This is a genomic window from Streptomyces sp. PA03-5A, from assembly GCF_033792725.1.
Lineage (GTDB): Bacteria > Actinomycetota > Actinomycetes > Streptomycetales > Streptomycetaceae > Actinacidiphila.
Genome location: NZ_JARAVL010000059.1, coordinates 20,208 through 43,452, shown reverse-complemented (window position 1 = coordinate 43,452; position 23,245 = coordinate 20,208). Strand labels below are relative to the sequence as shown.

20 protein-coding genes and 1 tRNA gene are annotated in these 23,245 nt (G+C 71.0%); 12 read left to right on the top strand and 9 right to left on the bottom strand.

The genetic code is table 11. The annotated features are described in order from the left end of the window. Positions 1-1,080: ATP-dependent helicase C-terminal domain-containing protein (locus PV410_RS41915; protein ID WP_500331955.1), on the top strand; the 1,080-nt coding region annotated here is incomplete at its 5' end. Here PV410_RS41915 and PV410_RS41910 read toward each other — a convergent pair. Further along, positions 1,049-1,786, bottom strand: a complete 738-nt coding sequence (locus PV410_RS41910; RefSeq protein WP_500331954.1) for a hypothetical protein — start codon at positions 1,784-1,786, stop codon at positions 1,049-1,051. The genes PV410_RS41915 and PV410_RS41910 overlap by 32 nt on opposite strands. A 111-nt stretch (positions 1,787-1,897) precedes the next feature. After that, positions 1,898-1,970: transfer RNA gene (locus PV410_RS41905), tRNA-Leu, on the bottom strand. A gap of 99 nt (positions 1,971-2,069) precedes the next feature. On the opposite strand from PV410_RS41905, the gene PV410_RS41900 reads away from it, so the two are divergent. Then, positions 2,070-2,696, top strand: coding sequence for an ANTAR domain-containing response regulator (locus tag PV410_RS41900; protein ID WP_499511266.1), 627 nt, complete (start codon positions 2,070-2,072; stop codon positions 2,694-2,696). An 18-nt stretch (positions 2,697-2,714) separates the two neighbouring features. Here the strand turns inward: PV410_RS41900 and PV410_RS41895 are convergent, their stop codons facing one another. Then, positions 2,715-3,272 (bottom strand): hypothetical protein, encoded by a 558-nt coding sequence (locus tag PV410_RS41895; protein WP_500331953.1) that lies wholly within the window; start codon positions 3,270-3,272, stop codon positions 2,715-2,717. 247 nt (positions 3,273-3,519) lie between these two features. On the opposite strand from PV410_RS41895, the gene PV410_RS41890 reads away from it, so the two are divergent. The 5 genes from PV410_RS41890 (at position 3,520) to PV410_RS41870 (ending at position 8,812) form a co-directional block, all read left to right on the top strand. Next, the gene (locus PV410_RS41890) at positions 3,520-4,692 is read left to right on the top strand and encodes a branched-chain amino acid ABC transporter substrate-binding protein (protein WP_500331952.1); all 1,173 of its coding nucleotides are present in this window, start codon (positions 3,520-3,522) and stop codon (positions 4,690-4,692) included. A gap of 133 nt (positions 4,693-4,825) precedes the next feature. Continuing rightward, positions 4,826-5,755, top strand: coding sequence for a branched-chain amino acid ABC transporter permease (locus PV410_RS41885; RefSeq protein ID WP_499511269.1), 930 nt, complete (start codon positions 4,826-4,828; stop codon positions 5,753-5,755). Beyond that, on the top strand, positions 5,752-7,119 hold the full coding sequence (locus PV410_RS41880; protein WP_500331951.1) for a branched-chain amino acid ABC transporter permease: 1,368 nt from the start codon (positions 5,752-5,754) through the stop codon (positions 7,117-7,119). The genes PV410_RS41885 and PV410_RS41880 overlap by 4 nt, the downstream gene beginning before the upstream one ends. Then, positions 7,116-8,048: an ABC transporter ATP-binding protein gene (locus tag PV410_RS41875; protein ID WP_500331950.1), complete on the top strand. Its 933-nt coding sequence runs from the start codon at positions 7,116-7,118 to the stop codon at positions 8,046-8,048. The genes PV410_RS41880 and PV410_RS41875 overlap by 4 nt, the downstream gene beginning before the upstream one ends. Then, on the top strand, positions 8,045-8,812 hold the full coding sequence (locus PV410_RS41870; protein WP_499511272.1) for an ABC transporter ATP-binding protein: 768 nt from the start codon (positions 8,045-8,047) through the stop codon (positions 8,810-8,812). The genes PV410_RS41875 and PV410_RS41870 overlap by 4 nt, the downstream gene beginning before the upstream one ends. A gap of 94 nt (positions 8,813-8,906) precedes the next feature. Here the strand turns inward: PV410_RS41870 and PV410_RS41865 are convergent, their stop codons facing one another. After that, positions 8,907-9,392 (bottom strand): PaaI family thioesterase, encoded by a 486-nt coding sequence (locus PV410_RS41865; RefSeq protein ID WP_499511273.1) that lies wholly within the window; start codon positions 9,390-9,392, stop codon positions 8,907-8,909. A 56-nt stretch (positions 9,393-9,448) separates the two neighbouring features. Next, positions 9,449-11,758: an FdhF/YdeP family oxidoreductase gene (locus PV410_RS41860; protein ID WP_500331949.1), complete on the bottom strand. Its 2,310-nt coding sequence runs from the start codon at positions 11,756-11,758 to the stop codon at positions 9,449-9,451. 66 nt (positions 11,759-11,824) lie between these two features. On the opposite strand from PV410_RS41860, the gene polA reads away from it, so the two are divergent. Next, entirely contained in the window at positions 11,825-14,560 is a 2,736-nt protein-coding gene (polA, locus tag PV410_RS41855) for a DNA polymerase I (protein ID WP_500331948.1), read from the top strand. On the opposite strand, the gene PV410_RS41850 is transcribed toward polA, so the two are convergent. After that, positions 14,491-15,351 (bottom strand): DUF4184 family protein, encoded by an 861-nt coding sequence (locus tag PV410_RS41850; RefSeq protein ID WP_500331957.1) that lies wholly within the window; start codon positions 15,349-15,351, stop codon positions 14,491-14,493. The genes polA and PV410_RS41850 overlap by 70 nt on opposite strands. Before the next feature lie 170 nt (positions 15,352-15,521). On the opposite strand from PV410_RS41850, the gene PV410_RS41845 reads away from it, so the two are divergent. From PV410_RS41845 to pgfA, 3 genes are all read left to right on the top strand, one after another. After that, on the top strand, positions 15,522-16,730 hold the full coding sequence (locus PV410_RS41845; RefSeq protein ID WP_500331947.1) for a lytic transglycosylase domain-containing protein: 1,209 nt from the start codon (positions 15,522-15,524) through the stop codon (positions 16,728-16,730). Positions 16,731-16,809: 79 nt separating this feature from the next. Continuing rightward, positions 16,810-16,944: an SPW_0924 family protein gene (locus tag PV410_RS41840; protein ID WP_500331946.1), complete on the top strand. Its 135-nt coding sequence runs from the start codon at positions 16,810-16,812 to the stop codon at positions 16,942-16,944. 12 nt (positions 16,945-16,956) lie between these two features. Beyond that, entirely contained in the window at positions 16,957-18,015 is a 1,059-nt protein-coding gene (gene pgfA / locus PV410_RS41835) for a cell envelope lipid trafficking protein PgfA (protein WP_500331945.1), read from the top strand. Here pgfA and pyk read toward each other — a convergent pair. Both pyk and PV410_RS41825 read right to left on the bottom strand, forming a co-directional pair. After that, on the bottom strand, positions 17,924-19,363 hold the full coding sequence (gene pyk / locus PV410_RS41830; protein ID WP_500331944.1) for a pyruvate kinase: 1,440 nt from the start codon (positions 19,361-19,363) through the stop codon (positions 17,924-17,926). The two genes, pgfA and pyk, sit on opposite strands and share 92 nt — an antisense overlap. 139 nt (positions 19,364-19,502) lie before the next feature. After that, a complete protein-coding gene (locus PV410_RS41825; protein WP_500331943.1) occupies positions 19,503-20,207 on the bottom strand; it encodes an SIMPL domain-containing protein in 705 nt (234 codons plus the stop codon). A 173-nt stretch (positions 20,208-20,380) separates the two neighbouring features. On the opposite strand from PV410_RS41825, the gene PV410_RS41820 reads away from it, so the two are divergent. Next, the gene (locus tag PV410_RS41820; RefSeq protein WP_500331942.1) at positions 20,381-22,204 is read left to right on the top strand and encodes a bifunctional metallophosphatase/5'-nucleotidase; all 1,824 of its coding nucleotides are present in this window, start codon (positions 20,381-20,383) and stop codon (positions 22,202-22,204) included. Positions 22,205-22,309: 105 nt separating this feature from the next. Here the strand turns inward: PV410_RS41820 and PV410_RS41815 are convergent, their stop codons facing one another. Continuing rightward, positions 22,310-23,197, bottom strand: a complete 888-nt coding sequence (locus PV410_RS41815) for a LysR family transcriptional regulator (RefSeq protein WP_499511283.1) — start codon at positions 23,195-23,197, stop codon at positions 22,310-22,312. Positions 23,198-23,245 lie beyond the last annotated feature (48 nt).

Below are 23,245 nucleotides of genomic sequence, written 5' to 3'. Positions count from 1 at the left end.
CACGCCGACCGCTGGCGCCGCGAGGCCCGCCGCCTCGCCGCCGCGGCCCCCGACCACCCCGCCACCGCGCTCACCGACGACACCGCCGCCGGCCTCCTCACCGCACTCGCCTTCCCCGAGCGCGTCGCCCGCCGCCGCGAGGGCAACGGTTCCGGCTACCTCATGGCCTCCGGCACCGCCGCCGGCCTCGCCGACGGCACCCGCCTCGGCACCCCCCGGTGGCTCGCCGTCGCCGTCGCCGACCGCCCCGCCGGCTCCCCCGCCGCCCGCGTACGCCTCGCCGCCGTCATCGACGAGGACACCGCCCGCACCGCCGCCGCGCCCCTGCTCACCGAGACCGACGAGGTCACCTGGGCCGACGGCGACGTCACCGCCCACCACGCCGCCCGCCTCGGCGCGATCACCCTCACCACCCGGCCCCTGACCGACCCCGACCCCGCACAGCTGCACACCGCGCTCCTCGACGGCCTCCGCCGCGAAGGACCCCGCCTGCTGAGGTGGACCCGCGACGCCGACACCCTGCGCCGGCGCCTCGCCTTCCTCCACCGCGAGATCGGCGCCCCCTGGCCCGACGTCTCCGACGAGGCCCTGCTCTCCCGCGCGGACGACTGGCTCGCCGCCGAACTCGCCACCGCCCGCCGCCGCGCCGACCTCGCCCGCATCGACGCCGCCACCGCCCTGGGCCGCCTCCTGCCCTGGGCCACCGGCGACGCCGCCCGCCTCGACGAACTCGCCCCGGAACGCCTGGAGATCCCCTCCGGCTCCAAGGTCCGCGTCTCCTACGACGACGACCGCCCCGTCCTCGCCGCCAAGCTCCAGGAGCTCTTCGGCTGGACCGACACCCCCCGCATCGCCGGCGGCCGCGTCCCCCTCCTGGTCCACCTGCTCTCCCCCGCGGGACGCCCCGCCGCCGTCACCGGCGACCTGGCCTCCTTCTGGCGCGACGGCTACCGCGCGGTGCGCGCGGAACTCCGCGGCCGCTACCCCAAGCACCCCTGGCCCGAGGACCCCACCACGGCGGTCGCCACCCGGCACACCAACGCCCGCCTCAATGCTTCGGGCCGACGAACCGGTCCATGAGCGCGACGGCCTCCCGGCGGGCGACGGAGATGTTGCAGGCGTTGGCCTGCCTCCAGGCGACGCCGAGGGCGTCGAGCGTGTCGGTGCACAGGCGCCGGATGTCGTCGGACCTCTTGGTGAAGAAGTAGCGCGGGTACTCGTAGCTCCTAGTCCCGCCGGCCACGGTCCGTGTGGTCCGGTTGACGACCCGGCTCCCGTCGGAATGGATGAGCCCACGCAGGAAGTCACAGGGCCGTTCGTCGACGACGGCCTGTTGCCAGGGCTCCAGCGCGATGCGGCGCTCGTGCTTCCTGCCGGGTCCGTGCTGGGGGAAGAGGCAGGGCCAGTGATCGCTGTAGGACGTGACCATGGTGCAGCCCTGGGTGTGGACGCGGCACACGGAGTTCCCGGGCCGGACGGCCCTCATGGCCTGCTCGCACGCGTCGATCAGTCCGGGCCAGGCGTCGCCGCAGGCGATGCGCAGGGCGTGGCCGCCGCGCGGCTGGGCGCTGATGCAGCCCTCGCCGAGGTAGAGGCCGAGCAGGTAGGCGTAGGCGGGGCCGGATGCGCGGCCGGTGCAGTCGGTGCCGTTTCGCCTGGGTTCGATGCGGGTGCGCCAGTCACGGATGGCGGAACGGGACACACCGGTCATCCGGCTCACGGAGTTCAGGCTCCGGCCTTCGACGAGGAGCGCGAGGGCCCGGCGGCGGGTTTCCAGGTCGTACATGTGAACGACTTTGGCGTGATTCCCGCCACGCGTGACCGGAAATCCAGTGCCGCTCACTCGACTCAGTGAAGATCACCCTGAGTGATAAACGCCTTGAATTTGAAGGTGGAGTACCCCGGGTGGGATTCGAACCCACGCTATATGGTGTTTGAGACCATTGCCTCTACCGCTGGGCTACCGGGGCTTCCTTTGAAGCGAAGGCTAGCGTATACCCTCCGTGTCCTAAACATACCGGAGATAGGTAGGCTCTTGGGGCAGCACCTGCCCTGGAACGAGGAGTCCCGTGAGCGCCGCCGAGCCCGTTGACGAGCAGTCGCACGTACCGCCGCTGACCACCCGTGTGGTGATCGCCGAGGACGAGGCTCTTATCAGGCTCGACCTGAAAGAGATGCTCGAGGAGGAGGGCTACTCCGTCGTCGGTGAGGCGGGTGACGGCGAGACGGCCGTGAAGCTCGCCGAGGAGCTGCGGCCGGACCTGGTGATCCTGGACGTGAAGATGCCCGTGCTGGACGGGATCTCGGCCGCGGAGCGGATCGCCAAGGAGAAGATCGCGCCGGTGCTGATGCTGACCGCGTTCTCGCAGCGCGAGCTGGTGGAGCGGGCCCGGGACGCCGGCGCCATGGCGTACCTGGTCAAGCCGTTCAGCAAGAGCGACGTCGTCCCGGCGATCGAGATGGCCGTGTCGCGGTTCACGGAGCTGCGGGCGCTGGAGGCGGAGGTCGCGGACCTGAGCCTGCGGCTGGAGACACGGAAGCTGGTGGACCGGGCGAAGAGCGTCCTGCAGACGAAGTACGGGCTGACGGAGCCGGCCGCGTTCCGGTGGATCCAGAAGACGTCGATGGACCGTCGCATGACGATGCAGGCGGTGGCGCAGGCCGTGCTGGACGAGGTGGACGGCGCCGCCAAGTAGCGTCGGCCGCGGACCGGGTCAGGCCGCGTGGTCGGGCCAGTCGCGCTGTGGCAGGGGGATGTCCGCCGTGGGCATCCCTTTGTCGTTGGTGACGGCGAGGTGGTCGACGGCGGCGTCGCGGGGGATGTCGAACCACAGGTCGTAGGTGGCGCTGTCGTGGGCGCCGATGTCGATCGTGAGGGGCTGGCGCTTGATCTGCATGGCCTCCCAGTCCATGGTGCGCCGGCTGCCGTCGGTGAGGACGAGCCGGTGGAGGTCGTTGTCGAGGCGCGCGCTGACGGCGTCGTCGACCGTGACGGTGACGCGGATGCGGCAGAGGCGGCCTTCGGCGGAGTGTTCGGCGTGGGTGCCGACGATGACGGCGATGCCGCACCGCAGGGCGAGGGCGCGGAATTCGAGGTTCCCCGCGTGGACGGCCGGTGCGTCGAGGGGGATTTCGAGCTGACGGAGGGGTTGGCCGGTCCGGGGTGGGGAAGGGGTGGGCCATGTCGCGGCGGCGGCGAGGGCCGCTACCGTGGCTCCGGCGAGCGCTCCGGCCAGGGCCGTCAGGGCGGGCCGGCGGGCCAACCGCCGCACAAGGCCACCAAATCGGACCTTTGACTCCATCTCTCCCCCAGGGGTCGTCCGGTTACCGGTAAGGACCGTTCTGTTTCCGGCACATGACCGAGGTCACCGTCCGATCACATATCTTCCGACGGCCTATCTGAGTGCCTGATCAGCGGATTACATTCCCGCCAACCCGCGTGGAGTTCACGCGGTCGCAATCCGGAGGGCCTACGGCCCGCCGACTCGTAATCTCATTGAGCGGCTCCAGGGGGTCGTAGTGCTCAACAAGAAGCTCGTCAAGCTTGCCATCCCGGTGGCAGTTGGCGCTCTCGCGCTCACCGCGTGCGGTGGCGACAAGGACGACAGCAGCAGTGGCGGCGGCAAGCCGACGTTCTCCATCGGCTTCCAGGGTCCGCTGTCGGGTGACAACAGCGCGCTGGGCATCAACGAGGACAACGGTCTGAAGCTGGCCGTGGAAGAGGCCAACAAGAAGGGCGACCTGCCCTTCACGCTGAAGGTCGTGGACGGCGACGACCAGGGCCTGCCGGACCAGTCGCCCGCTGCGGCCCAGAAGCTGATCGGTGACACCAGCGTCGTCGCCGTGGTCGGCCCCGCGTTCTCCGGCCCGACGAAGGCCGCGGGCGGTCTGTACGCCCAGGCGCAGCTCGCCGCGGTGACGCCGTCGGCGACCAACCCGGACCTGACGAACCAGGGCTTCACCTCGTTCCTGCGCGGTGCGCCGAACGACAACGAGCAGGGTGCCGGCATGGCCGAGTACCTCTCGAAGCACGAGAAGGCCAAGAAGGTCTTCGTCATCGACGACAAGAGCGAGTACGGCGTCGGTCTGGCGAAGGTCGCGATCGACAGCCTGAAGGCCGCGGGCGTCACGGTGGAGACGGACTCCGTCCCGGCGAAGACCCCGGACTACACCGCTGCCGCGACGAAGGTCGTCAACTCCAAGGCCGACGCGCTCATCTACGCGGGTTACTACGCGGACCTGGCTCCGTTCGCCAAGAAGCTGGCCGACGGCGGCTTCAAGGGCATCGGCGTCTCGGGTGACGGCTCCAACGACGCGAAGTTCGTCGAGCTGGCCGGCGCCGCGTCCGAGAAGTGGTTCCTGACCTGCCCGTGCACGGACGCCACGAAGAACGAGAGCACCAAGGCGTTCACCGAGGCGTACACCGCGAAGTTCAACACGCCTCCGGGCACCTACTCGGCCGAGTCGTACGACATCGCGAACCTGATCATCTCCGAGATGAAGAAGCTCGGTAAGGACGTCACGCGCGACAAGCTGCTGGCGGCCCTCAAGGGTGTCAACTACAAGGGCCTGACCAAGGAGTTCGCCTTCGACGACAAGGGTGAGCTGAAGACCAAGAACGTGTACCTGTACCAGGTCGCCGACGGCAAGATCGGCTACCTGGGTGACGTGGCCACCCTCAGCGCCAGCTGACCCGGCAACTGACACCTGAGGTGGGGGGCGTGGGGCGCGGCACGGATTCCGGCCGCCGCCCCGCGCTCCCCATCGCTGTGTCGGACGCGTTTTCGCCGCCCTTCACCGGCTTCAGCAAGGATTCCCACGCACGATGAATCTCTTCCACAACTTCTGGGACTACTTCATCCCAGGCTTGACGACGGGTTCCATGTACGCCGTCATAGCGATCGGGTACACCCTGGTCTACGGCGTGCTCCAGCTCATCAACTTCGCGCACAGCGAGGTCTTCATGATGGGCGGCTTCGGTTCGCTCGTCGTGCTCTCCGAGCTCGCCCCGCAGTCCCCGCACGGATTCAACTCCGTCGTGTGGGTGATCGTCGGCATGATCGCCGGCGCCCTGGTCGGAGCGCTGACCGCGTTCGGGCTGGAGAAGGCGGCGTACAAGCCGCTGCGCAAGCGCAACGCCCCCAAGCTGGTCTTCCTGATCAGCGCCATCGGTGCGTCGTTCTTCCTGTACAACCTGGCGGGCAAGCTGTGGGGCCGCAACCCCGTGCCCATGCCGGAGCTGTACACCAACGGTGAGGTCTTCAGCGTCTTCGGCACCCCGGTGAAGATCACGCAGCTGATCATCATCGGTTCCGCGGTCGCGATGATGATCGGTCTGGACCTGGTGGTCAACCGCACGAAGATGGGTGCGGGCATCCGGGCCGTGGCGCAGGACGCCGAGACGGCGGGTCTGATGGGTGTCGACATCGACAAGATCATCTCCCGTACGTTCATCATCGGCGGTCTGCTGGGTGGCGCCGCCGGCTTCCTGTACGGCTTCGGCATCTCCGGCCAGGTCTGGTTCACGGTGGGCTTCCTGCCGGGCATCAAGGCCTTCGCGGCGGCGGTGCTGGGCGGTATCGGCAACATCCGTGGTGCGATGCTGGGCGGTCTGCTGCTGGGCATCGTCGAGAACCTGAGCTCCCCGCTCTTCGGCACCCAGTGGATCGACGTGACCGCGTTCGTGATCCTGATCCTGGTGCTGATGTTCCGTCCGACGGGCATCATGGGCGAGCGTCTGGGGAGGTCGGCATGAGCAACGCGACCGCTGCCAAGTCCTTCTCGGTGGACGTGGCGAAACTGCGCCGCAAGGCCTGGTACCAGCAGCCCCGCTGGACACGGCTGCTCGGCATGCTGGTGCTGGGCTTCATCCTGGCGCTGATGACGGGCGAGGACGGCAACCCGGCGGAGAGGCTGTCGGCGTTCACCGGCGCCTTCCAGTCGGTGCGGCTGTGGATCTGCCTGGCCATCATGGTGGGCGTGTGGGCGCTGGTGGAGTTCGGCGCCCCGGTGCGCGACGCGGCCCGGCAGGGTGCGCAGGGTGTCGGCAAGTCGCTGGAGCCGACGCGGGCGATGTTCCGGTCCAACGGCTGGCTGCGGCTGGGCGGACTGGTGGTCGTCCTGGTGCTGGCGATCGTCATCCCGGCCAACACCAGCCTGTTCTGGCAGGAGGTCCTCGTCACGCAGATGGGGATCTTCATGATCATCGCGGTCGGTCTGAACGTGGTGGTCGGCTGGGCCGGTCTGCTGGACCTGGGCTTCATCGCCTTCTACGCGATCGGCGCGTACTCCTGCGCCTTCTGGACCGGCCACATGCCGGTGAAGCCGCCGTTCACGGTGGGCGCGCTGGAGTCGATCCCGTTCGCCATCGTCACCTGCCTGATCGCCGGTGTGCTGCTGGGCGCCCCGACGCTGCGGCTGCGCGGTGACTACCTCGCGATCGTGACGCTGGGCTTCCACGAGATCGTGTACCTGGTCGCGAAGAACTCGGACGGCTTCACGAACGGTTCGCGCGGTGTCATCGGCATCCCGCACCCCTCGATCCACATCGGTCCGATCAACTACGACTGGACGCTGGACCCGCTGCCGTACTGGTACCTCCTGCTGTTCTTCCTGGTGGTGCTGATCTTCCTGTACAACCGCCTGGAGCACTCGCGGATCGGCCGGACCTGGACGGCGATCCGGGAGGACGAGGTGGCCGCCTCCGCGACGGGCATCAACACCGTCCGCTACAAGCTGCTGGCCTTCGCGATCGGCGCGTCGACCTCGGGTCTGGCGGGCGTCGTCTACTCCAGCAAGGTCGGCTTCATCAACCCGGAGAACTTCACCATCGTGCTGTCGGTGCTCGCGCTGGCGTACGTGGTGTTCGGCGGCATGGGGTCCATCGCGGGCGTGCTGTTCGGTGCCGCGCTGCTGGTGTGGCTGCCGAACGCGCTGCGTGACCTGGTGCCGGAGCAGGACCGCTTCATCTACCTGGGTGCGCTGCTCGTCATCATGATGATCTTCCGTCCGCAGGGTGTGATCCCCTCCCGCCGCAGGCAGCGTGAGTTGCACATGGCGGAGGCGGGCATCGGCGACGCCGATGCGATGACCGAGCCGACGGGAGGCGTGAAGTCGTGAACGCGGTGGAGGAAGCGGGCGTGCAGCCCGCGCAGACCGGCGGTGCGGTGCTGCAGGCCCGTGGCGTGACGCTGCGGTTCGGCGGTCTCACCAGCCTGTCGGACGTCAACCTGACGATGCGGCGGGGCGAGATCCTCGCGGTGATCGGTCCGAACGGCGCGGGCAAGACCTCGCTGTTCAACTCCCTGACGGGCGTGTACGTCCCGCAGGAGGGCACGATCACCTTCCACGCGGAGGGCGGTTCCGAGCACAAGCTGCTCGGCGCCAAGCCGTACCTGGTGAACCGTTACGGTGTCGCCCGGACCTACCAGAACATCCGGCTCTTCAGTGCCCTGACGGCGCTGGAGAACGTCAAGATCGCGGCGGAGTCGCGGCAGAAGTCGGGAGCGATCTCGATCATGCTGGGCCTGCCGTGGGCGCGCCGGGACGAGAAGGCCAGCGACGAGCGGGCGCAGGAGCTGCTGTCGTACGTGGGCCTGTCGGGCAAGCACAACGAGCTGGCCGCCAGCCTCTCCTACGGTGACCAGCGGCGTCTGGAGATCGCGCGGGCGCTGGCGACCGACCCGAAGGTGCTGCTGCTGGACGAGCCGGCGGCCGGTACGAACCCGACGGAGAAGCTGGAGCTGGAGCAGCTGATCCGCCGGATCAACCAGGACCTGGGCGTCAGCGTGCTGCTGATCGAGCACGACATGAAGCTCGTGATGTCGGTCGCGGACCGCGTCATGGTGCTGAACTTCGGCAAGGTGATCGCCGAGGGTCTGCCCGAGGAGGTGCAGCGCGATCCCGCGGTGATCGAGGCGTACCTGGGTTCTGCCGACGAGGAGGCCGTGGAGGCCGTCGCGGAGATGGTGGAGATCGTCGAGTCGCACCACACGGCCGACGCTCCGGAAGTCCCCGCACCGCGTGAGTCCGAGGAGGAGGGCCGATGACCGAGGCCGCCAACTTCGAGAAGGCGACGGACGGTTCCGTCGCCCAGGCCCCGGCGATGCTGGAGCTGGTCGACCTGCAGGTGTTCTACGGCGCGATCCAGGCGCTCAAGGGCATCAACGTGACGGTCCGGCAGGGTGAGGTCGTGGCGCTGCTCGGCGCGAACGGCGCCGGCAAGACCACCACCCTGCGCACGATCTCCGGTCTGCTGCAGCCCCGCCACGGCGAGGTGCGGCTGGGCGGTGAGCGGATCGACGGCGTTCCCGCGCACAAGGTCGTGGAGCTCGGCATCGGCCAGTCGCCGGAGGGCCGCCGCGTCTTCCCGGTGATGACGGTGCTGGAGAACCTGGAGATGGGCGCCTACCGGTTCAAGGGCGTCTCCAAGGACGACCTGGACCGTGTGCTGACGCTCTTCCCGCGCCTGGCGGAGCGGCGTACGCAGCTGGCGGGCACCCTGTCCGGCGGTGAGCAGCAGATGCTGGCCATCGGCCGGGCCCTGATGGGCCGCCCGAACCTGCTGCTGCTCGACGAGCCGTCGATGGGGCTGGCGCCGCTGATCGTCCAGCAGATCTTCGAGATCATCAAGGAGATCAACGACCAGGGCACCACGGTGCTGCTGGTGGAGCAGAACGCCTCGCAGGCGCTGCAGCTGGCCGACCGCGGCTACGTGCTGGAGACGGGCGCGATCGTCATGGAGGACGACGCCTCGGCCCTGCTGTCCGACCCGCGCGTGCGTGCCGCGTACCTCGGTGAGGGCGCGGCGTAGCGTCCGGCGTCGCACGGCGTGCCATACGGCGAGGAGGGCGGCCCCCGGAGGATTCCGGGGGCCGCCCTCCTCGTGCGTCCCGTGCGGGCGGGCGTCAGGCGGTGACGGTGCCCGGGGTGGCCGGGGTGGCCGGGCGCAGCGCGCAGGTCAGGCGGGCGGAGCAGACCCGGCGGTCCTGCTCGTCGCTGATGACGACCTCGTAGGTCGCGGAGGAGCGGCCGCGGTGGACGGGCGTGGCGACCCCGGTCACCCGGCCGGAGCGCAGGCCGCGGTGGTGGGTGCAGTTGAGGTCGACGCCGACGGCCAGCTTGCCGGGGCCGCCGTGCAGCATGGCGCCGATGGAGCCGATGGTCTCCGCCAGGACCGCGGAGGCGCCGCCGTGGAGGAGCCCGTAGGGCTGGGTGTTCCCCTCGACGGGCATGGTGCCCACGACGCGCTCCGCGGAGGCCTCGACGATCTCGATGCCCATGCGGGAGCCGAGGTCGCCGGCGGAGAACAGCGCCACCAGGTCGACGCCGAGTCCGGCGTACTGCTCGATGACCTCCGGGGAGAAAAGGCTGGTCGTGGTCTGCTCGCCCATGGACGGTGGCTCCGATCGTCGTCGTTCGGTGTACTGGCCCGTTTTCTACCGGACGGTCAGTGGGGACCGCCGGGCGGGGTGGTCTGTTCCAGCCGGACGACGACGGACTTGGACGCCGGGGTGTTGCTGGTGTCGGCGGTGTGGTCGAGCGGGACCAGCACGTTGGTCTCCGGGTAGTAGGCGGCGGCGCAGCCGCGGGCCGTCGGGTAGTGGACCACCCGGAAGCCCTCGGCGCGGCGTTCCGTGCCGTCCGTCCACTCGCTGACGAGGTCGGTGTAGGCGCCGTCGGCGAAGCCGAGGGCGGCGGCGTCGTCGGGGTGGACCAGGACGACGCGGCGGCCGCCCTTGATGCCGCGGTAGCGGTCGTCGAGGCCGTAGATGGTGGTGTTGTACTGGTCGTGCGAGCGCAGCGTCTGCAGCAGCAGCCGGCCCTCGGGGACCCGGGGGTACTCCAGAGGGACGGCGGTGAAGTTGGCCAGCCCGGTGGCGGTGGGGAAGCTGCGGGAGTCGCGCGGGGCGTGCGGGAGGGTGAAGCCGCCGGGGCGGCGCACCTTGACGTTGAAGTCGTCGAAGCCGGGGATCACGCGGGATATCCGGTCGCGGATCCGGTCGTAGTCGCCCTCGAGCTCCTGCCAGGGCACGCGGCTGTCCGGGCCGAGGACGGCGGCGGCGAGGCGGCAGACGATGGCCGGCTCGGACAGCAGCAGGGGGCTCGCGGGTTCCAGGCCGCCGCGGGAGGCGTGCACCATGCCCATGGAGTCCTCGACGGTGACGAACTGCTCGCCGGCGGCCTGGACGTCGCGCTCGGTGCGGCCCAGGGTGGGCAGGATCAGGGCGCGGGCGCCGGTGACCACGTGGGAGCGGTTGAGCTTGGTGGACACGTGCACGGTGAGGCGGGCGCGGCGCACGGCGGCCTCGGTGACGTCCGTGTCGGGTGAGGCGGCGACGAAGTTGCCGCCCATGGCGAAGAAGACCTTGGCGTCGCCGTCGCGCAGGGCGCGGATGGCGGCGACGGTGTCCAGGCCGTGCTCGCGGGGCGGGGCGAAGCCGAACTCCTTCTCCAGAGCGTCGAGGAAGGCGGGGGCGGGCTTCTCGTAGATGCCCATGGTGCGGTCGCCCTGGACGTTGCTGTGGCCGCGGACGGGGCACACGCCGGCGCCGGGGCGGCCGATGTTGCCGCGCAGGAGGAGGAAGTTGACGACCTCCTTGATGGTGGGCACGGAGTGCTTGTGCTGGGTGAGGCCCATGGCCCAGCAGACGATGACGCTCTTGGCGCCGAGCACCATGGCGAGGAGTTCGTCGATCTCGGACTGGGGCAGGCCGGTGGCGCGCAGCACCTCGTCGGGGTCGGTGGCGCGGGCGGCGGCCGCGCACTCCTCGAAGCCGTGGGTGTGCCCGTCGATGAAGGCCTGGTCGAGGACGGTGCCGGGCGCCTGGTCCTCGGCCTCCAGGAGCGCCTTGTTGAGGGCGCGGAAGAGGGCCTGGTCGCCGCCGAGCCGGATCTGCAGGAAGAGGTCGGCGAGCGCGGTGCCACCGCCGGCCAGGCCCTTGGGGGTCTGCGGGTTCTTGAAGCGCTGCAGGCCGGCCTCGGGCAGCGGGTTGACCGTGACGATCCTCGCGCCGCTCGCCTTCGCCTTCTCCAGGGCGGAGAGCATGCGGGGGTGGTTGGTGCCGGGGTTCTGCCCGGCGACGATGATCAGGTCGGCGCGGTGGAGGTCCTCGAGCAGGACGCTGCCCTTGCCGATGCCTATGGTCTGCGCGAGCGCGGAGCCCGACGACTCGTGGCACATGTTGGAGCAGTCGGGCAGGTTGTTGGTGCCGAACTCGCGGGCGAAGAGCTGGTAGAGGAAGGCGGCCTCGTTGCTGGTGCGGCCCGAGGTGTAGAACACGGCCTCGTCGGGGCCCGTCAGGCCGTTCAGCTCGTCGGCGACGATCTCGAAGGCGCGTTCCCAGGGGACGGGCTCGTAGTGGTCGGCGCCGTCCGGCAGGTACATGGGCTGGGTGAGGCGGCCCTGCTGGCCAAGCCAGTAGCCGCTGCGCCGGGCGAGGTCGGCGACGGGGTGCGCGGCGAAGAAGTCCGGTGTGACCCGGCGCAGGGTGGCCTCCTCGGCGACGGCCTTGGCGCCGTTCTCGCAGAACTCGGCGGTGTGCCGGTGCTCGGGCTCGGGCCAGGCGCAGCCGGGGCAGTCGAAGCCGTCCTTCTGGTTGACCTTGAGGAGGGTGAGCGCGGTGCGTCGCACCCCCATCTGCTGCTGCGCGATGCGCAGGGTGTGCCCGATGGCCGTGAGCCCGGCAGCGGCGTGCTGCGGGGCGCTGACCTCGGGTGCGTCCTGGACGGGGTCGCCTGCGGGTGCTTTGCCTGCCATGGCTTCGATCCTGCCACGACCAGGCGGCGGACCGGCAGTGTCAGTCGGGCGTGGGAGGATCGGGACGTGGCAGTCAAGGCAGAGAAGACGAACGCAGCGACCGGCACCGCACCCCAGGGGGGTGAGCGGCCCCGGTTGCTCCTGCTGGACGGGCATTCGCTGGCGTACCGGGCCTTCTACGCGCTGCCGGTGGAGAACTTCAACACCACCACCGGGCAGCCGACGAACGCGGTGTACGGCTTCGCGTCGATGCTGGCGAACACGCTGCGTGATGAGCGGCCGACGCATCTGGCGGTGGCGTTCGACGTCTCGCGGCGCACGTGGCGTCTGGAGGAGTTCCCGGAGTACAAGGCGACCCGGTCCGCGACGCCGGACGAGTTCCGCAGCCAGGTGACGCTGATCGGCGAGCTGCTGGACACGATGAAGGTGCAGCGATTCGCCACGGAGGGTTACGAGGCGGACGACGTGATCGCCACGCTGGCCACGCAGGCGGAGGCGCTGGGGTACGAGGTGCTGATCGTCACCGGCGACCGCGACTCCTTCCAGCTCGTCTCGGACCACGTCACGGTGCTGTACCCGACGAAGGGCGTCTCCGAGCTGACCCGGTTCACCCCGGCGAAGGTCGAGGAGAAGTACGGGCTGACCCCCGCGCAGTACCCGGACTTCGCGGCGTTGCGCGGCGACCCGTCGGACAACCTGCCCGGCATCCCGGGCGTCGGGGAGAAGACCGCCGCCAAGTGGATCACCCAGTTCGGCTCGTTCGCGGAGCTCGCGGACCGCGCGGAGGAGGTGAAGGGCAAGGCGGGCGAGAACCTGCGCGCCCACCTGGAGTCGGTGAAGCTCAACCGCCGGCTGACGGAGCTGGTGCGGGACGTGGAGCTGCCCTGCGGGCCGGAGCAGCTGGCACGGCAGGCGTACGACCGGGACGCGCTCGACGTGGTGCTGGACACCCTGGAGTTCCGCCACCCCAACTTCCGGGAGCGGCTGTACGCGGCCGACCCGGGTGCCGCGGAGCAGGGCACTCCGGAGGTCGCCGGCGGTGTGGCCGTCGAGGGCCGCGTGCTGGCCGCGGGCGAGCTGGCGGACTGGCTGGCGGAGCACGCCGGCGGGCCGCTGGGCGTGGCGACGGTCGACGCGTGGGCGCTGGGCGCGGGCAGCGTGTCCGAGGTGGCGCTGGCGACGGCGGAGGGCCCGGCGGCGTGGTTCGACCCGGCGGCGCTGGACGAGAAGGACGAGCAGGCCTTCGCGGCGTGGCTGGCGGACGCCGCCCGGCCGAAGGTGCTGCACAACGCCAAGAACGTGATGCGGGTCTTCGCCGAGCACGGCTGGAGCGTGGACGGGGTCACGATGTGCACGGCGCTGGCCGCGTACCTGGTCAAGCCCGGCCGCCGCTCGTTCGCCCTGGACGACCTGTCGGTGGAGTACCTGGGGCGGGAGCTGGCCCCGGCGGGCGGCGAGGACGGCCAGTTGGCCTTCGGCGCCGACGAAGAGGCCGAGGCGGACGCCCTGATGGTGCAGGCGCGCGCCGTGCTGGACCTGGGCGACGCGTTCGCCGCGCGGCTGGAGCAGGACGGCGCGCTGCGGCTGCTGCGCGAGGTGGAGCTGCCGACCTCGACGCTGCTGGCGCGAATGGAGCGGGCGGGCATCGCGGCGGACCGCGAGCATCTGGAGCGCCTGGAGCAGCGGTTCGCGGGCGAGGTGCAGCTCGCCGTGAAGGAGGCGCACGCCGCGGTCGGGCACGAGTTCAACCTGGGCTCCCCCAAGCAGCTGCAGGAGGTGCTCTTCGGCGAGCTGGGGCTGCCCAAGACGAAGAAGACCAAGACGGGTTACACCACCGACGCGGACGCGCTGGCGTGGCTGGCGGCGCAGACCGAGCACGAGCTGCCGGTGATCATGCTGCGTCACCGGGAGCAGGCGAAGCTGCGGGTGACGGTCGAGGGGCTGGTCAAGACGATCGCTCCCGACGGGCGGATCCACACCACGTTCAGCCAGATCGTGGCGGCCACGGGCCGGCTGTCCTCGACCGACCCCAACCTGCAGAACGTGCCGGTGCGCACCGACGAGGGCCGGGCGATCCGCCGCGGCTTCGTGGTCGGCGAGGGCTACGAGTCGCTGCTGACCGCCGACTACAGCCAGATCGAACTGCGGGTGATGGCCCACCTGTCGGAGGACGAGGGGCTGATCGCGGCCTTCGACTCCGGCGAGGACCTGCACACCACGGTCGGCAGCTACGTCTTCTCGGTGCCGCCGGAGCAGGTGGACGCCGAGATGCGCCGCAAGATCAAGGCGATGTCCTACGGGCTGGCGTACGGGCTGTCGGCCTTCGGCCTGTCGCAGCAGCTGGGCATCGAGGCGGCCGAGGCGCGCGGCCTGATGGAGACGTACTTCGAGCGGTTCGGCGGCGTGCGGGACTATCTGCAGCGCGTGGTGGAGGAGGCCCGGGTCACGGGTTACACCGAGACCTTGATGGGCCGCCGCCGTTACCTTCCCGACCTCACCAGCGACAACCGCCAGCGCCGCGAGATGGCCGAGCGGATGGCGCTCAACGCGCCGATCCAGGGCTCGGCCGCCGACATCGTCAAGATCGCGATGCTGAAGGTGGACGCGGCGCTGGCGCGGGAGGGGCTGCGCTCCCGGATGCTGCTGCAGGTGCACGACGAAATCGTGGTCGAGGTCGCCCCCGGCGAGCGGGCCGCAGTGGAGGAGCTGGTCCGTCGCGAGATGGCGGCCGCCTACCCGTTGCGGGCGCCGCTGGACGTCTCCGTGGGCGTCGGTCCGGACTGGGAGTCGGCGGCCCACTGACCGCCGGTCCCCCGGCCGTCGCGGTGCGTGAGGTGCACCGCGCCGGCGCAGGTCGCGGCGGCCAGGGCGAGTCCCGCCCCGGCGCCGAAGAGGCCGGCCGGGATCATCCCGGCGGCGTCGCCGGTCGCCCCGTACCACTGCTCCGCGCGTACGGCCGCTCCGGCGGCCGTGGTGACGCCGAGGGCGGTCAGGGCGAGCCGCCGGGCCCGGCGCGAGAGCCGGGGCACAGAGGAGGGGCGCTTTTCGGCCGTACCGGGCACGGCCCTCAGGGCGCGCAGCCCGTACCAGCCCAGCAGGGCCAGCGCCACGGCCGAGCTTCCGTACTGGACGTACTTGTGCAGGGCCGTGCCGTGCACCTCGTGGTCGAGCACGGGGAGCAGGCGCACGCCCCACCGCCCGGGGTGGGTGAAGGCGTCCCAGACCACGTGGGTGGTCGCCCCGGCCACGGCCGACGCCCAGAAGGCCGCGACCGATCGCGGCGAGGGCCGCATGCGGTCGCCGACGCCCGCCAGGGCGGCGATCCCGGCCTGCCGGTGCTCGGGCAGCAGGGCCACGAGGGGCCCGCGCAGCGCCGCCCAGCCGCCCACCAGCCCGGCGGCGATGACCGGGTCCACGAGGGCGACGCCCAGCGGGGCGTGGGTGACCTGCCCGAAGCCGAAGAGGCCCCGCACCAGCGAATCGGCGAAGAAGGGCACGTCGGGGGCGAAGGAGCCGGCGACGAGGGCGGCCGCGACGAGCGGGCCGCGTCCCCGTACGGTGCCGGCGCGGTCCTGCCGCAGACCCGGCAGCACTGCCAACGCATGACTCATCGTGAACGGCATGCAACCTCTTCCGGAACACATCTGTCTGATCAGTATGCGACGTCCGGGACGGTGGCTCCGTTCGGGAAGTTGCCGTAGGGTCACCAGGGTTGCCACGCAGGGAGACGGGCGACACACGGCTTTCGGGAGGGGCAGCGGGTATGCGAGCGCGGTACGGACGGCGGATCCGCAGGGGAGTCGCGGGCACCGCGGTGGCCGCCGCGGCCATGGCGGCGCTGACGGGTTCCCAGGCCCCCGGACTGCTGCCGGGCATCCTCAACACCAGCGCAGGCGCCCCGATCGTACCCCCGCCCGGCGACCCCATCGACGGCAACTCGTCGGAGTACTTCACCGGTCTCCCGCCGCTCAACACACCCGCTCCCGGCACCTCCGCCACCCCGGGCACCGGTCCGGGGACCGGCGCGACCGACGGCACCGGCCTGCCGGTGTCCGTGCTGGAGGCCTACCGCAGGGCCGAGACGGCGCTCGCCGCCAGCGACCCCGGGTGCAACCTGCGCTGGGAGCTGCTGGCCGCGATCGGCCAGGTCGAGTCCAACCAGGCGCGCAGCGGCAACGTCGACTCCGCGGGCACCACGCTCTCCCCCATCCTGGGCCCGGTCCTCAACGGCAACGGCTTCGCGAACATCACCGACACCGACGACGGCGTCTGGGACGGGGACAAGGTCCACGACCGCGCGGTCGGCCCGATGCAGTTCATCCCGTCGACCTGGCAGACCTGGGGCGCGGACGGTAACGACGACGGCGTCACCAACCCGAACAACATATTCGACGCGGCGCTCGCCGCCGGCCGCTACCTGTGCGCGGGCAACCGCGACCTGTCCGTCGAACACGACCTCCACCGCGCGATCCTGGGTTACAACAACTCGACCGCGTACCTGAACACGGTCCTGTCCTGGTACGACCACTTCCGCAAGGGCGACGTCGTCTCCCTCCCCGACGTGGGCGGCGCGGGCAGCGACACCCCCGACGACCCGCCGTCCTCCACGGCGCCGTCCAGCTCGCCCTCGCCGACGTGGTCCCCGAGCATGAGCGCCTCGCCCCGGCCGACGAAGTCGCCCACGCCGACCGCGACCGCCAGCGGCACGATCGGCCCCCCGTCGGGCAGCCCCTCGCCGACGACCTCGCCCACCGACTCCCCGACGACGGGCCCCACCACCGGCCCGACGGACCCGCCGACCTGCCCGACGGACTCCGCGTCGCCCACGGCGACCCCCACCGACACGGCCTCCCCGTCGCCGTCCGGTACGCCCGACCCCTGTGCGACGGCCCCCCCCCGGCGACAGCCCGTCGCCGACCGCGACGGAGACCGAGGGCGCCACCGCCTCCGGCCCGACCAACTGACGCCGTAGAACCTGTTCTCATTTCAACTCCCGGTTGCTACGGTTCACCGGCCCAGCCGACGTAGCCGTACGACCGGGAGGTACGGCCATGCGCGCAGTCATCGCGGCGGCCATCGGACTCGTCGCCGCGCTCGGGATCGTCCTCCTCGTGACCGCGGTCGGTCCGCCGGACGGCAGCACGTCCCCTGAGCCGCTGCTCACCACCGTCCCCGCGCACCCGTAGGAGGGCGGTCCCATGCGCCGCAGGTCAAGCCTGGTCCTCCTCTCCCTCGCGGTGTTCTTCGCCGCACTGTCACCGCTGGTGCGCTGGTACGCCTTCCCCCGTCTGGCGAAGATCCCGGCAGGCCAGTACCAGGCGGTCGTCCTGGAGGCGCGGGACGCCACGCTGCTCGACTACGGGACGATGCGGCCAAAGAAGGTCGCGAAGGTCAGCATCGTGCAGACCCTGAAGGGCAACGTGGAGGAGGCGCATCGGATCGACCGGCGCACCGGCCGGGACGTGGTCGTGTGGGACGGGCTGGCCTACGTGGTGGGCCCGGACGGCGCGATGGTCTCCCAGGTCCCCGAGCGGTACGTCTTCGACGCGCACACGCAGGAACCCGTCCACGCGGGGGGCGAGAGCGTCGACGGCGATGCCGTCGAACGCCGGGGCGTCGAGTTCAAGTTCCCCTTCCTCACCGAGAAGCGGGACTACTACTACTTCGACGCGCAGGCGCGGAGTTCGGCGCCCATCCACTACCGCGGCACGCGGCAGTTCCGCGGCCTGGAGGTCTACTACTTCGAGCAGACCGTGCCCTGGACCGAGGTCCCGCTGCCCAAGAAGATGCCGGTCGAGGGCGTCACCCCGCAGACCGTCGCGGCGATGGGCATGGAGCGCTGGTACACCACGAAGCGCATGTTCTGGGTGGACCCCGTCACCGGGGCCCCGGTCAACGGGGAGGAGGTCCACCGGGAGGAGATGCGCTTCACCGACGGGAAGCAGCAGCCGGTCACCGCGTTCGCCGGGCACGTGAAGATGCGCGAGGACTACGTGCGGCACACCGTCGCCCTGGTGAAGTCCCAGCGGCAGGTGGTGCTGGTGATGACCTCCTACCTGCCGTGGGGCTCGCTCCTGCTGGGCGCCACGCTGCTGTCGCTCGCGCTCGTCCTGGAGGCGCGCGGCCGCCGCCCGGCAGCGGGCGGCGTCGGCGCCGTCGGCGGCCTCAGCGGGGCGAAGGGGAGTCGTCCTCGCCGATGTGGTGCACGCGCACGAGGTTGGTGGTCCCCGAAACACCAGGCGGCGAGCCCGCCGTGATGACGACGACGTCGCCCTCCTGGCAGCGGCCGATGCGCAGCAGCTGCTCGTCGACCTGGTCGACCATCTCGTCGGTCGTCTGCACCATCGGCCCGAGGAAGGTCTCCACGCCCCAGGTGAGGCTGAGCTGCGAGCGGGTGGCCGGCTCGGGGCTGAAGGCGAGCACGGGGATGGGCGAGCGGTAGCGGGAGAGCCGCCTTGCGGTGTCGCCGGACTGGGTGAAGGCCACCAGGTACTTGGCGTCGAGGAAGTCGCCCATCTCCGCGGCCGCGCGTGCGACGGCGCCGCCCTGGGTGCGGGGCTTGTTCTGCTCGGTCAGCGGCGGCAGGCCGGCCGCGAGCATGTCCTCCTCGGCGGCGGCGACGATCCGGCCCATGGTCCTGACCGTCTCGACGGGGTGCTTGCCGACGCTGGTCTCGCCGGAGAGCATGACCGCGTCGGCGCCGTCCATGACGGCGTTGGCCACGTCCGAGGCCTCGGCGCGGGTGGGACGCGAGGAGGCGATCATCGACTCCAGCATCTGCGTCGCGACGATCACCGGCTTGGCGTTGCGCCGGGCGAGGGCGACCGCGCGCTTCTGCACCATGGGCACGGCCTCCAGCGGCATCTCCACGCCGAGGTCGCCGCGGGCCACCATGATCCCGTCGAAGGCGGCGACGATCTCCTCGAGGTTGTCGACCGCCTGCGGCTTCTCGATCTTGGCGATGACGGGGACCCGGCGGTCCTCCTCGCGCATGATGCGCAGCACGTCCTCGGCGTCCCGGCCGCTGCGGACGAAGGACAGCGCGATGATGTCGGCACCGGTGCGCAGCGCCCAGCGCAGGTCCTCGACGTCCTTCTCGGACAGGGCGGGCACGGAGACGGCGACACCGGGGAGGTTGAGCCCCTTGTTGTCGGAGATCAGACCGCCCTCGATGCACAGGGTGCGGACCCGGGTGCCCTCGACGCCGGTGACCTCCAGGGTGACGCGGCCGTCATCGACGAGGATCCGCTCACCACGCGTGACGTCGGCGGCCAGGCCCTTGTACGTGGTACCGCAGATCAGCCGGTCGCCCTCGATCTCCTCGGTGGTGATCGTGAACTCGTCACCGCGTTCAAGCAGTACGGGGCCCTCCGCGAAGCGTCCCAGCCGGATCTTCGGGCCTTGAAGGTCCGCGAGGATCCCGACGCTGCGGCCGCTCTCGTCGGCGGCCTTGCGCACGCGCCGGTAACGCTCCTCGTGATCGGCGTGGCAACCATGGCTCATGTTCAGGCGGGCGACGTCCATACCGGCTTCGACCAGGGCCTTGATCTGGTCGTAGGCGTCGGTGGCGGGCCCGAGGGTGCAGACGATTTTTGCTCGGCGCATGGACCGAGCCTATGACCTACTTCACAGTAGGTACCTCGTGGAAGGCGACTGTCCAACGTCAGCCTGATTAACGGTTGTTGACAAGTGGTGAAGTGAGCTGGGGCCCGCTCCGATGAGCACACCGCCGGTGGGGCGGGGCTCAGGCCGACAGGTCGGGCGCCGTCATGGTGAAGTGTGCGGTGACCTGCGCGTACACGTTCTGTCGCTCCGGCTCCATGTCAAGGGCCTGGGCCGTGTCCTCGGCGCCGCCGGGTGCCGCGAAGGCGGCGGTCCGCATCGCCGGACGGGCACGGAAGGGCGCCGACTGCTGCACTCCCTCGTCGGCCAGCTCGACCAGGGCCACCAGCCGGGCGCCGAGCGCCTGCGCGTACTCGCGGGCACGCTGCACCGCGTCGCGCACGGCCTGCCGGCGGGCCTCGCTGTAGGCCGCGGAGTCGGGCCGCAGCGACCACCAGGGGCCGTCGACACGGGTGAGCTCCAGATCGGCCAGCCGGGTGGTGAGCTCGCCCAGAGCGGTGAAGTCGGTGAGGGTGGCCCCCACGCGCACGCTGCCGTGGTACGCCCGTACGCGCTCGCCGCGGCCCCGCTCCCGCAGCTCGGGGGTGATCACGAAGGCCCCGGTCTCCAGCTTCTCGACGGCGTCGGTGTAGCCCTTGACGAGGTCGAGCACTTGCGCGTTGCGCCGGCTGAGGTCGTCCAGCGTGGCGCGGCGGTCGGTGCCGCGGGCGCTGACGGTGACGGCGATCCGGGCGAGCTCGGGCTCGACCTCGAGGGTCGCCTCGCCCCGCACCCCCACGTGCGGGGTCTCGGGGGTCGGGTACGTCCTGGCCGGTTCTGTGCTCATGCGTCCCACCTTGCCAGGCCGGTACCGCCGTGACGAGTCATCTGTTCGCAACCTGGCGGGGGTGTTGCCCGGGGCACCCGTGCGCCAGAATCTACGCGCGTTAACACCACCAGCAGACCATCATCCCGCCCCCGGCGACCGCCGGAGGCGCCCCGGACACCAGGAGCCGACGTATGCCGCTGAACCGCAGGGACTTCCTCAACCGGTCCGCCGTCACCGGCGCGGGCCTCGCGCTGGCCGGCACGGCGGGCGCCCTGGCCGGCGCGGCTCCGGCCCAGGCCACGGGCCGCCACGGGCACGGGCACGGTCACGGACCGAAGAAGTACTCCTTCAGCGTCCTCGGCACCACCGACCTGCACGGCAACGTCTTCAACTGGGACTACTTCACGGACGCGGAGTACGACGACAAGGCGCACAACGACGTCGGCCTCGCCAAGATCTCCACCCTGGTCACGCAGCAGCGCGCGGCGAAGGGCCGCCGCAACACCCTGCTGATCGACGCGGGCGACACCATCCAGGGCACCCAGCTGTCGTACTACTACGCCAAGATCGACCCGATCACCGCCAAGCACGGTCCGGTGCACCCGATGGCGCAGGCCATGAACGCCATCGGCTACGACGCCGCGGCGCTGGGGAACCACGAGTTCAACTACGGCATCCCGGTGCTGCGCAAGTTCGAGGAGCAGTGCGACTTCCCGCTGCTCGGCGCCAACGCGCTCGACGCGCGCACGGGCCGGCCGGCCTTCCCGCCGTACTCCTTCCACCGGCTGCGCGTCGACGGCGCCCCCGACGTGAAGGTGGCGGTCCTGGGACTGACCAACCCCGGCATCGCGATCTGGGACAAGGCCAACGTGCAGGGCAAGATGACCTTCCCGGGCCTGGAGGAGCAGGCCGCGAAGTACGTGCCCCGGCTGCGTGCGATGGGCGCCGACGTGGTCGTCGTCTCGGCCCACAGCGGCTCCTCCGGCACCTCCTCCTACGGTGACCAGCTGCCGTACGTCGAGAACGCGGCGGCGCTGGTCGCCGAGCAGGTGCCGGGGATCGACGCGATCCTGGTCGGCCACGCCCACTCCGAGATCCCGGAGTACGTGGTGGCCAACAAGCAGACCGGCCAGGGCGTGGTGCTCTCCGAGCCGCTGAAGTGGGGCCAGCGCCTGACGGTCTTCGACTTCGACCTGGAGCTGGTCCGGGGCAAGTGGGAGGTCGTCACCGTCGGCGCGTCCGTCCTCAACTCCAACACGGTCGAGGAGGACCCGCGGATCGTCCGGCTGCTCTCGGACGAGCACAAGGAGGTCGTGGGTTACGTCAACCAGGTGATCGGCACGTCGGCCGCGGCGATGTCGGCGGAGGAGTCCCCCTACAAGGACACGCCGATCATCGACTTCATCAACTTCGTCCAGGCCGAGACGGTCAAGGCGGCGCTCGCCGGGACCGAGCACGCCTCCCTGCCGGTGCTGTCGCAGGCCGCGTGCTTCTCGCGCACGGCCGCCATCCCGGCGGGCCAGGTCACCATCCGCGACGTCGCCGGGCTGTACGTCTTCGAGAACACCCTGGAGGCCCGGATCCTGACCGGTGCCCAGGTCAAGGCGTACATCGAGTTCTCGGCGAACTACTTCGTACAGACGGCGCCCGACGCGCCCGTCGACGTCGCGAAGCTGACGAACGCGAACGGCACGCCCGACTACAACTACGACGTGGTCAGCGGCGTCACCTACGACATCGACATCTCCCGCCCCGCCGGTTCGCGGGTGTCGAACGTGCTCTTCCAGGGTGCGCCGATCGACGAGTCGGCCCGCTTCGTCCTGGCCGTCAACAACTACCGGGCCAACGGCGGCGGCAACTTCCCCGCGGTCGCCACGGCGCAGCAGGTGTGGGCGAACTCCGAGGAGATCCGGAACACCATCATCGCCTGGGTGCAGGCGAACGGATCCATCGACCCGGCGCGGTTCGGCTCGCAGGACTGGAAGCTGACCCGCGGCGGCGTGCCGGTCTTCTAGCCCTTCCGAGCGTTCCCGGTACACCGGAGGGCATGTGCGGGCTGTGCACATGCCCTCCGGGCGTTCCGCAGTGGCCGGGCACGGAGGACGCCGGCACCGCCGGCCTCAGGCCGGCACGTGTTCCAGGAGCACGCGGCGCAGTTCCCGGGCGGCGCGCGGGGGCTCGGCGTCCTTGCGGTGCGCCAGGGCGACCGTGCGCTGCAGCCCGGGGGCCTCGAAGGGCGTCGTGCGCAGCCTGGGCCGGCGTCCGGCGACCATGCTGGGCACGACCGCGGGGCCGAGTCCCGCCTCCACGAAGCCCAGCACGGCGTCCATCTCGCCGCCCTCGATCGCGAAGCGCGGTTCGAAACCCGCCGCCCGGCACGCCGCGACGGTGAGGTCCCGCAGGTCGTAGCCGCTGCGGAACATGACCAGCGGCCGGTCCCTGAGGTCGGCGACCCGCAGGGTGGGCCCGGCGGAGGGCGGCGGTGCGTCGGTGGCGGTCACCACCACCAGGTCCTCGTGGAGCAGCGGCGTGGCGTCCAGGGCGGGGTCGTGGCTCTGCAGCGGCAGCACGATCAGGGCGAGGTCGAGGCTGCCGGAGGCGAGCTCGCGCACCAGGTCGCGTGAGCCGCCCTCCTCGACGACCAGCCGGATGCCGGGGTAGCGGTCGTGGAAGTCGCGCAGCACGTCCGGCAGCAGGCCGGTGGCGAGGCTGGGGGTCGCGCCGAGGCGCACCCGGCCGCGGCGCAGGTGCACCAGCTCCTGGACCTCCTGGGTGGCGGTCTCGGTGTCGGCGATGATGCGCCGCGCCAGCGGCAGCAGGGCCTGCCCGGCGTCGGTCAGCGCGATGTTGCCGCGGGCGCGGCTGAACAGGTCCGCGCCCAGCTCCCGCTCCAGGGCCTTGATCTGCTGCGACAGCGAGGGCTGCGCGACGTGGACGCGTTCGGCGGCGCGGGTGAAGTGCAGGGTGTCGGCGACCGCCAGGAAGTACACGAGCTGCTGCAGCTGCATATCGGCACGATAACGCGATAGGTGCCGCCTATCGAAACGAGCCGGAAC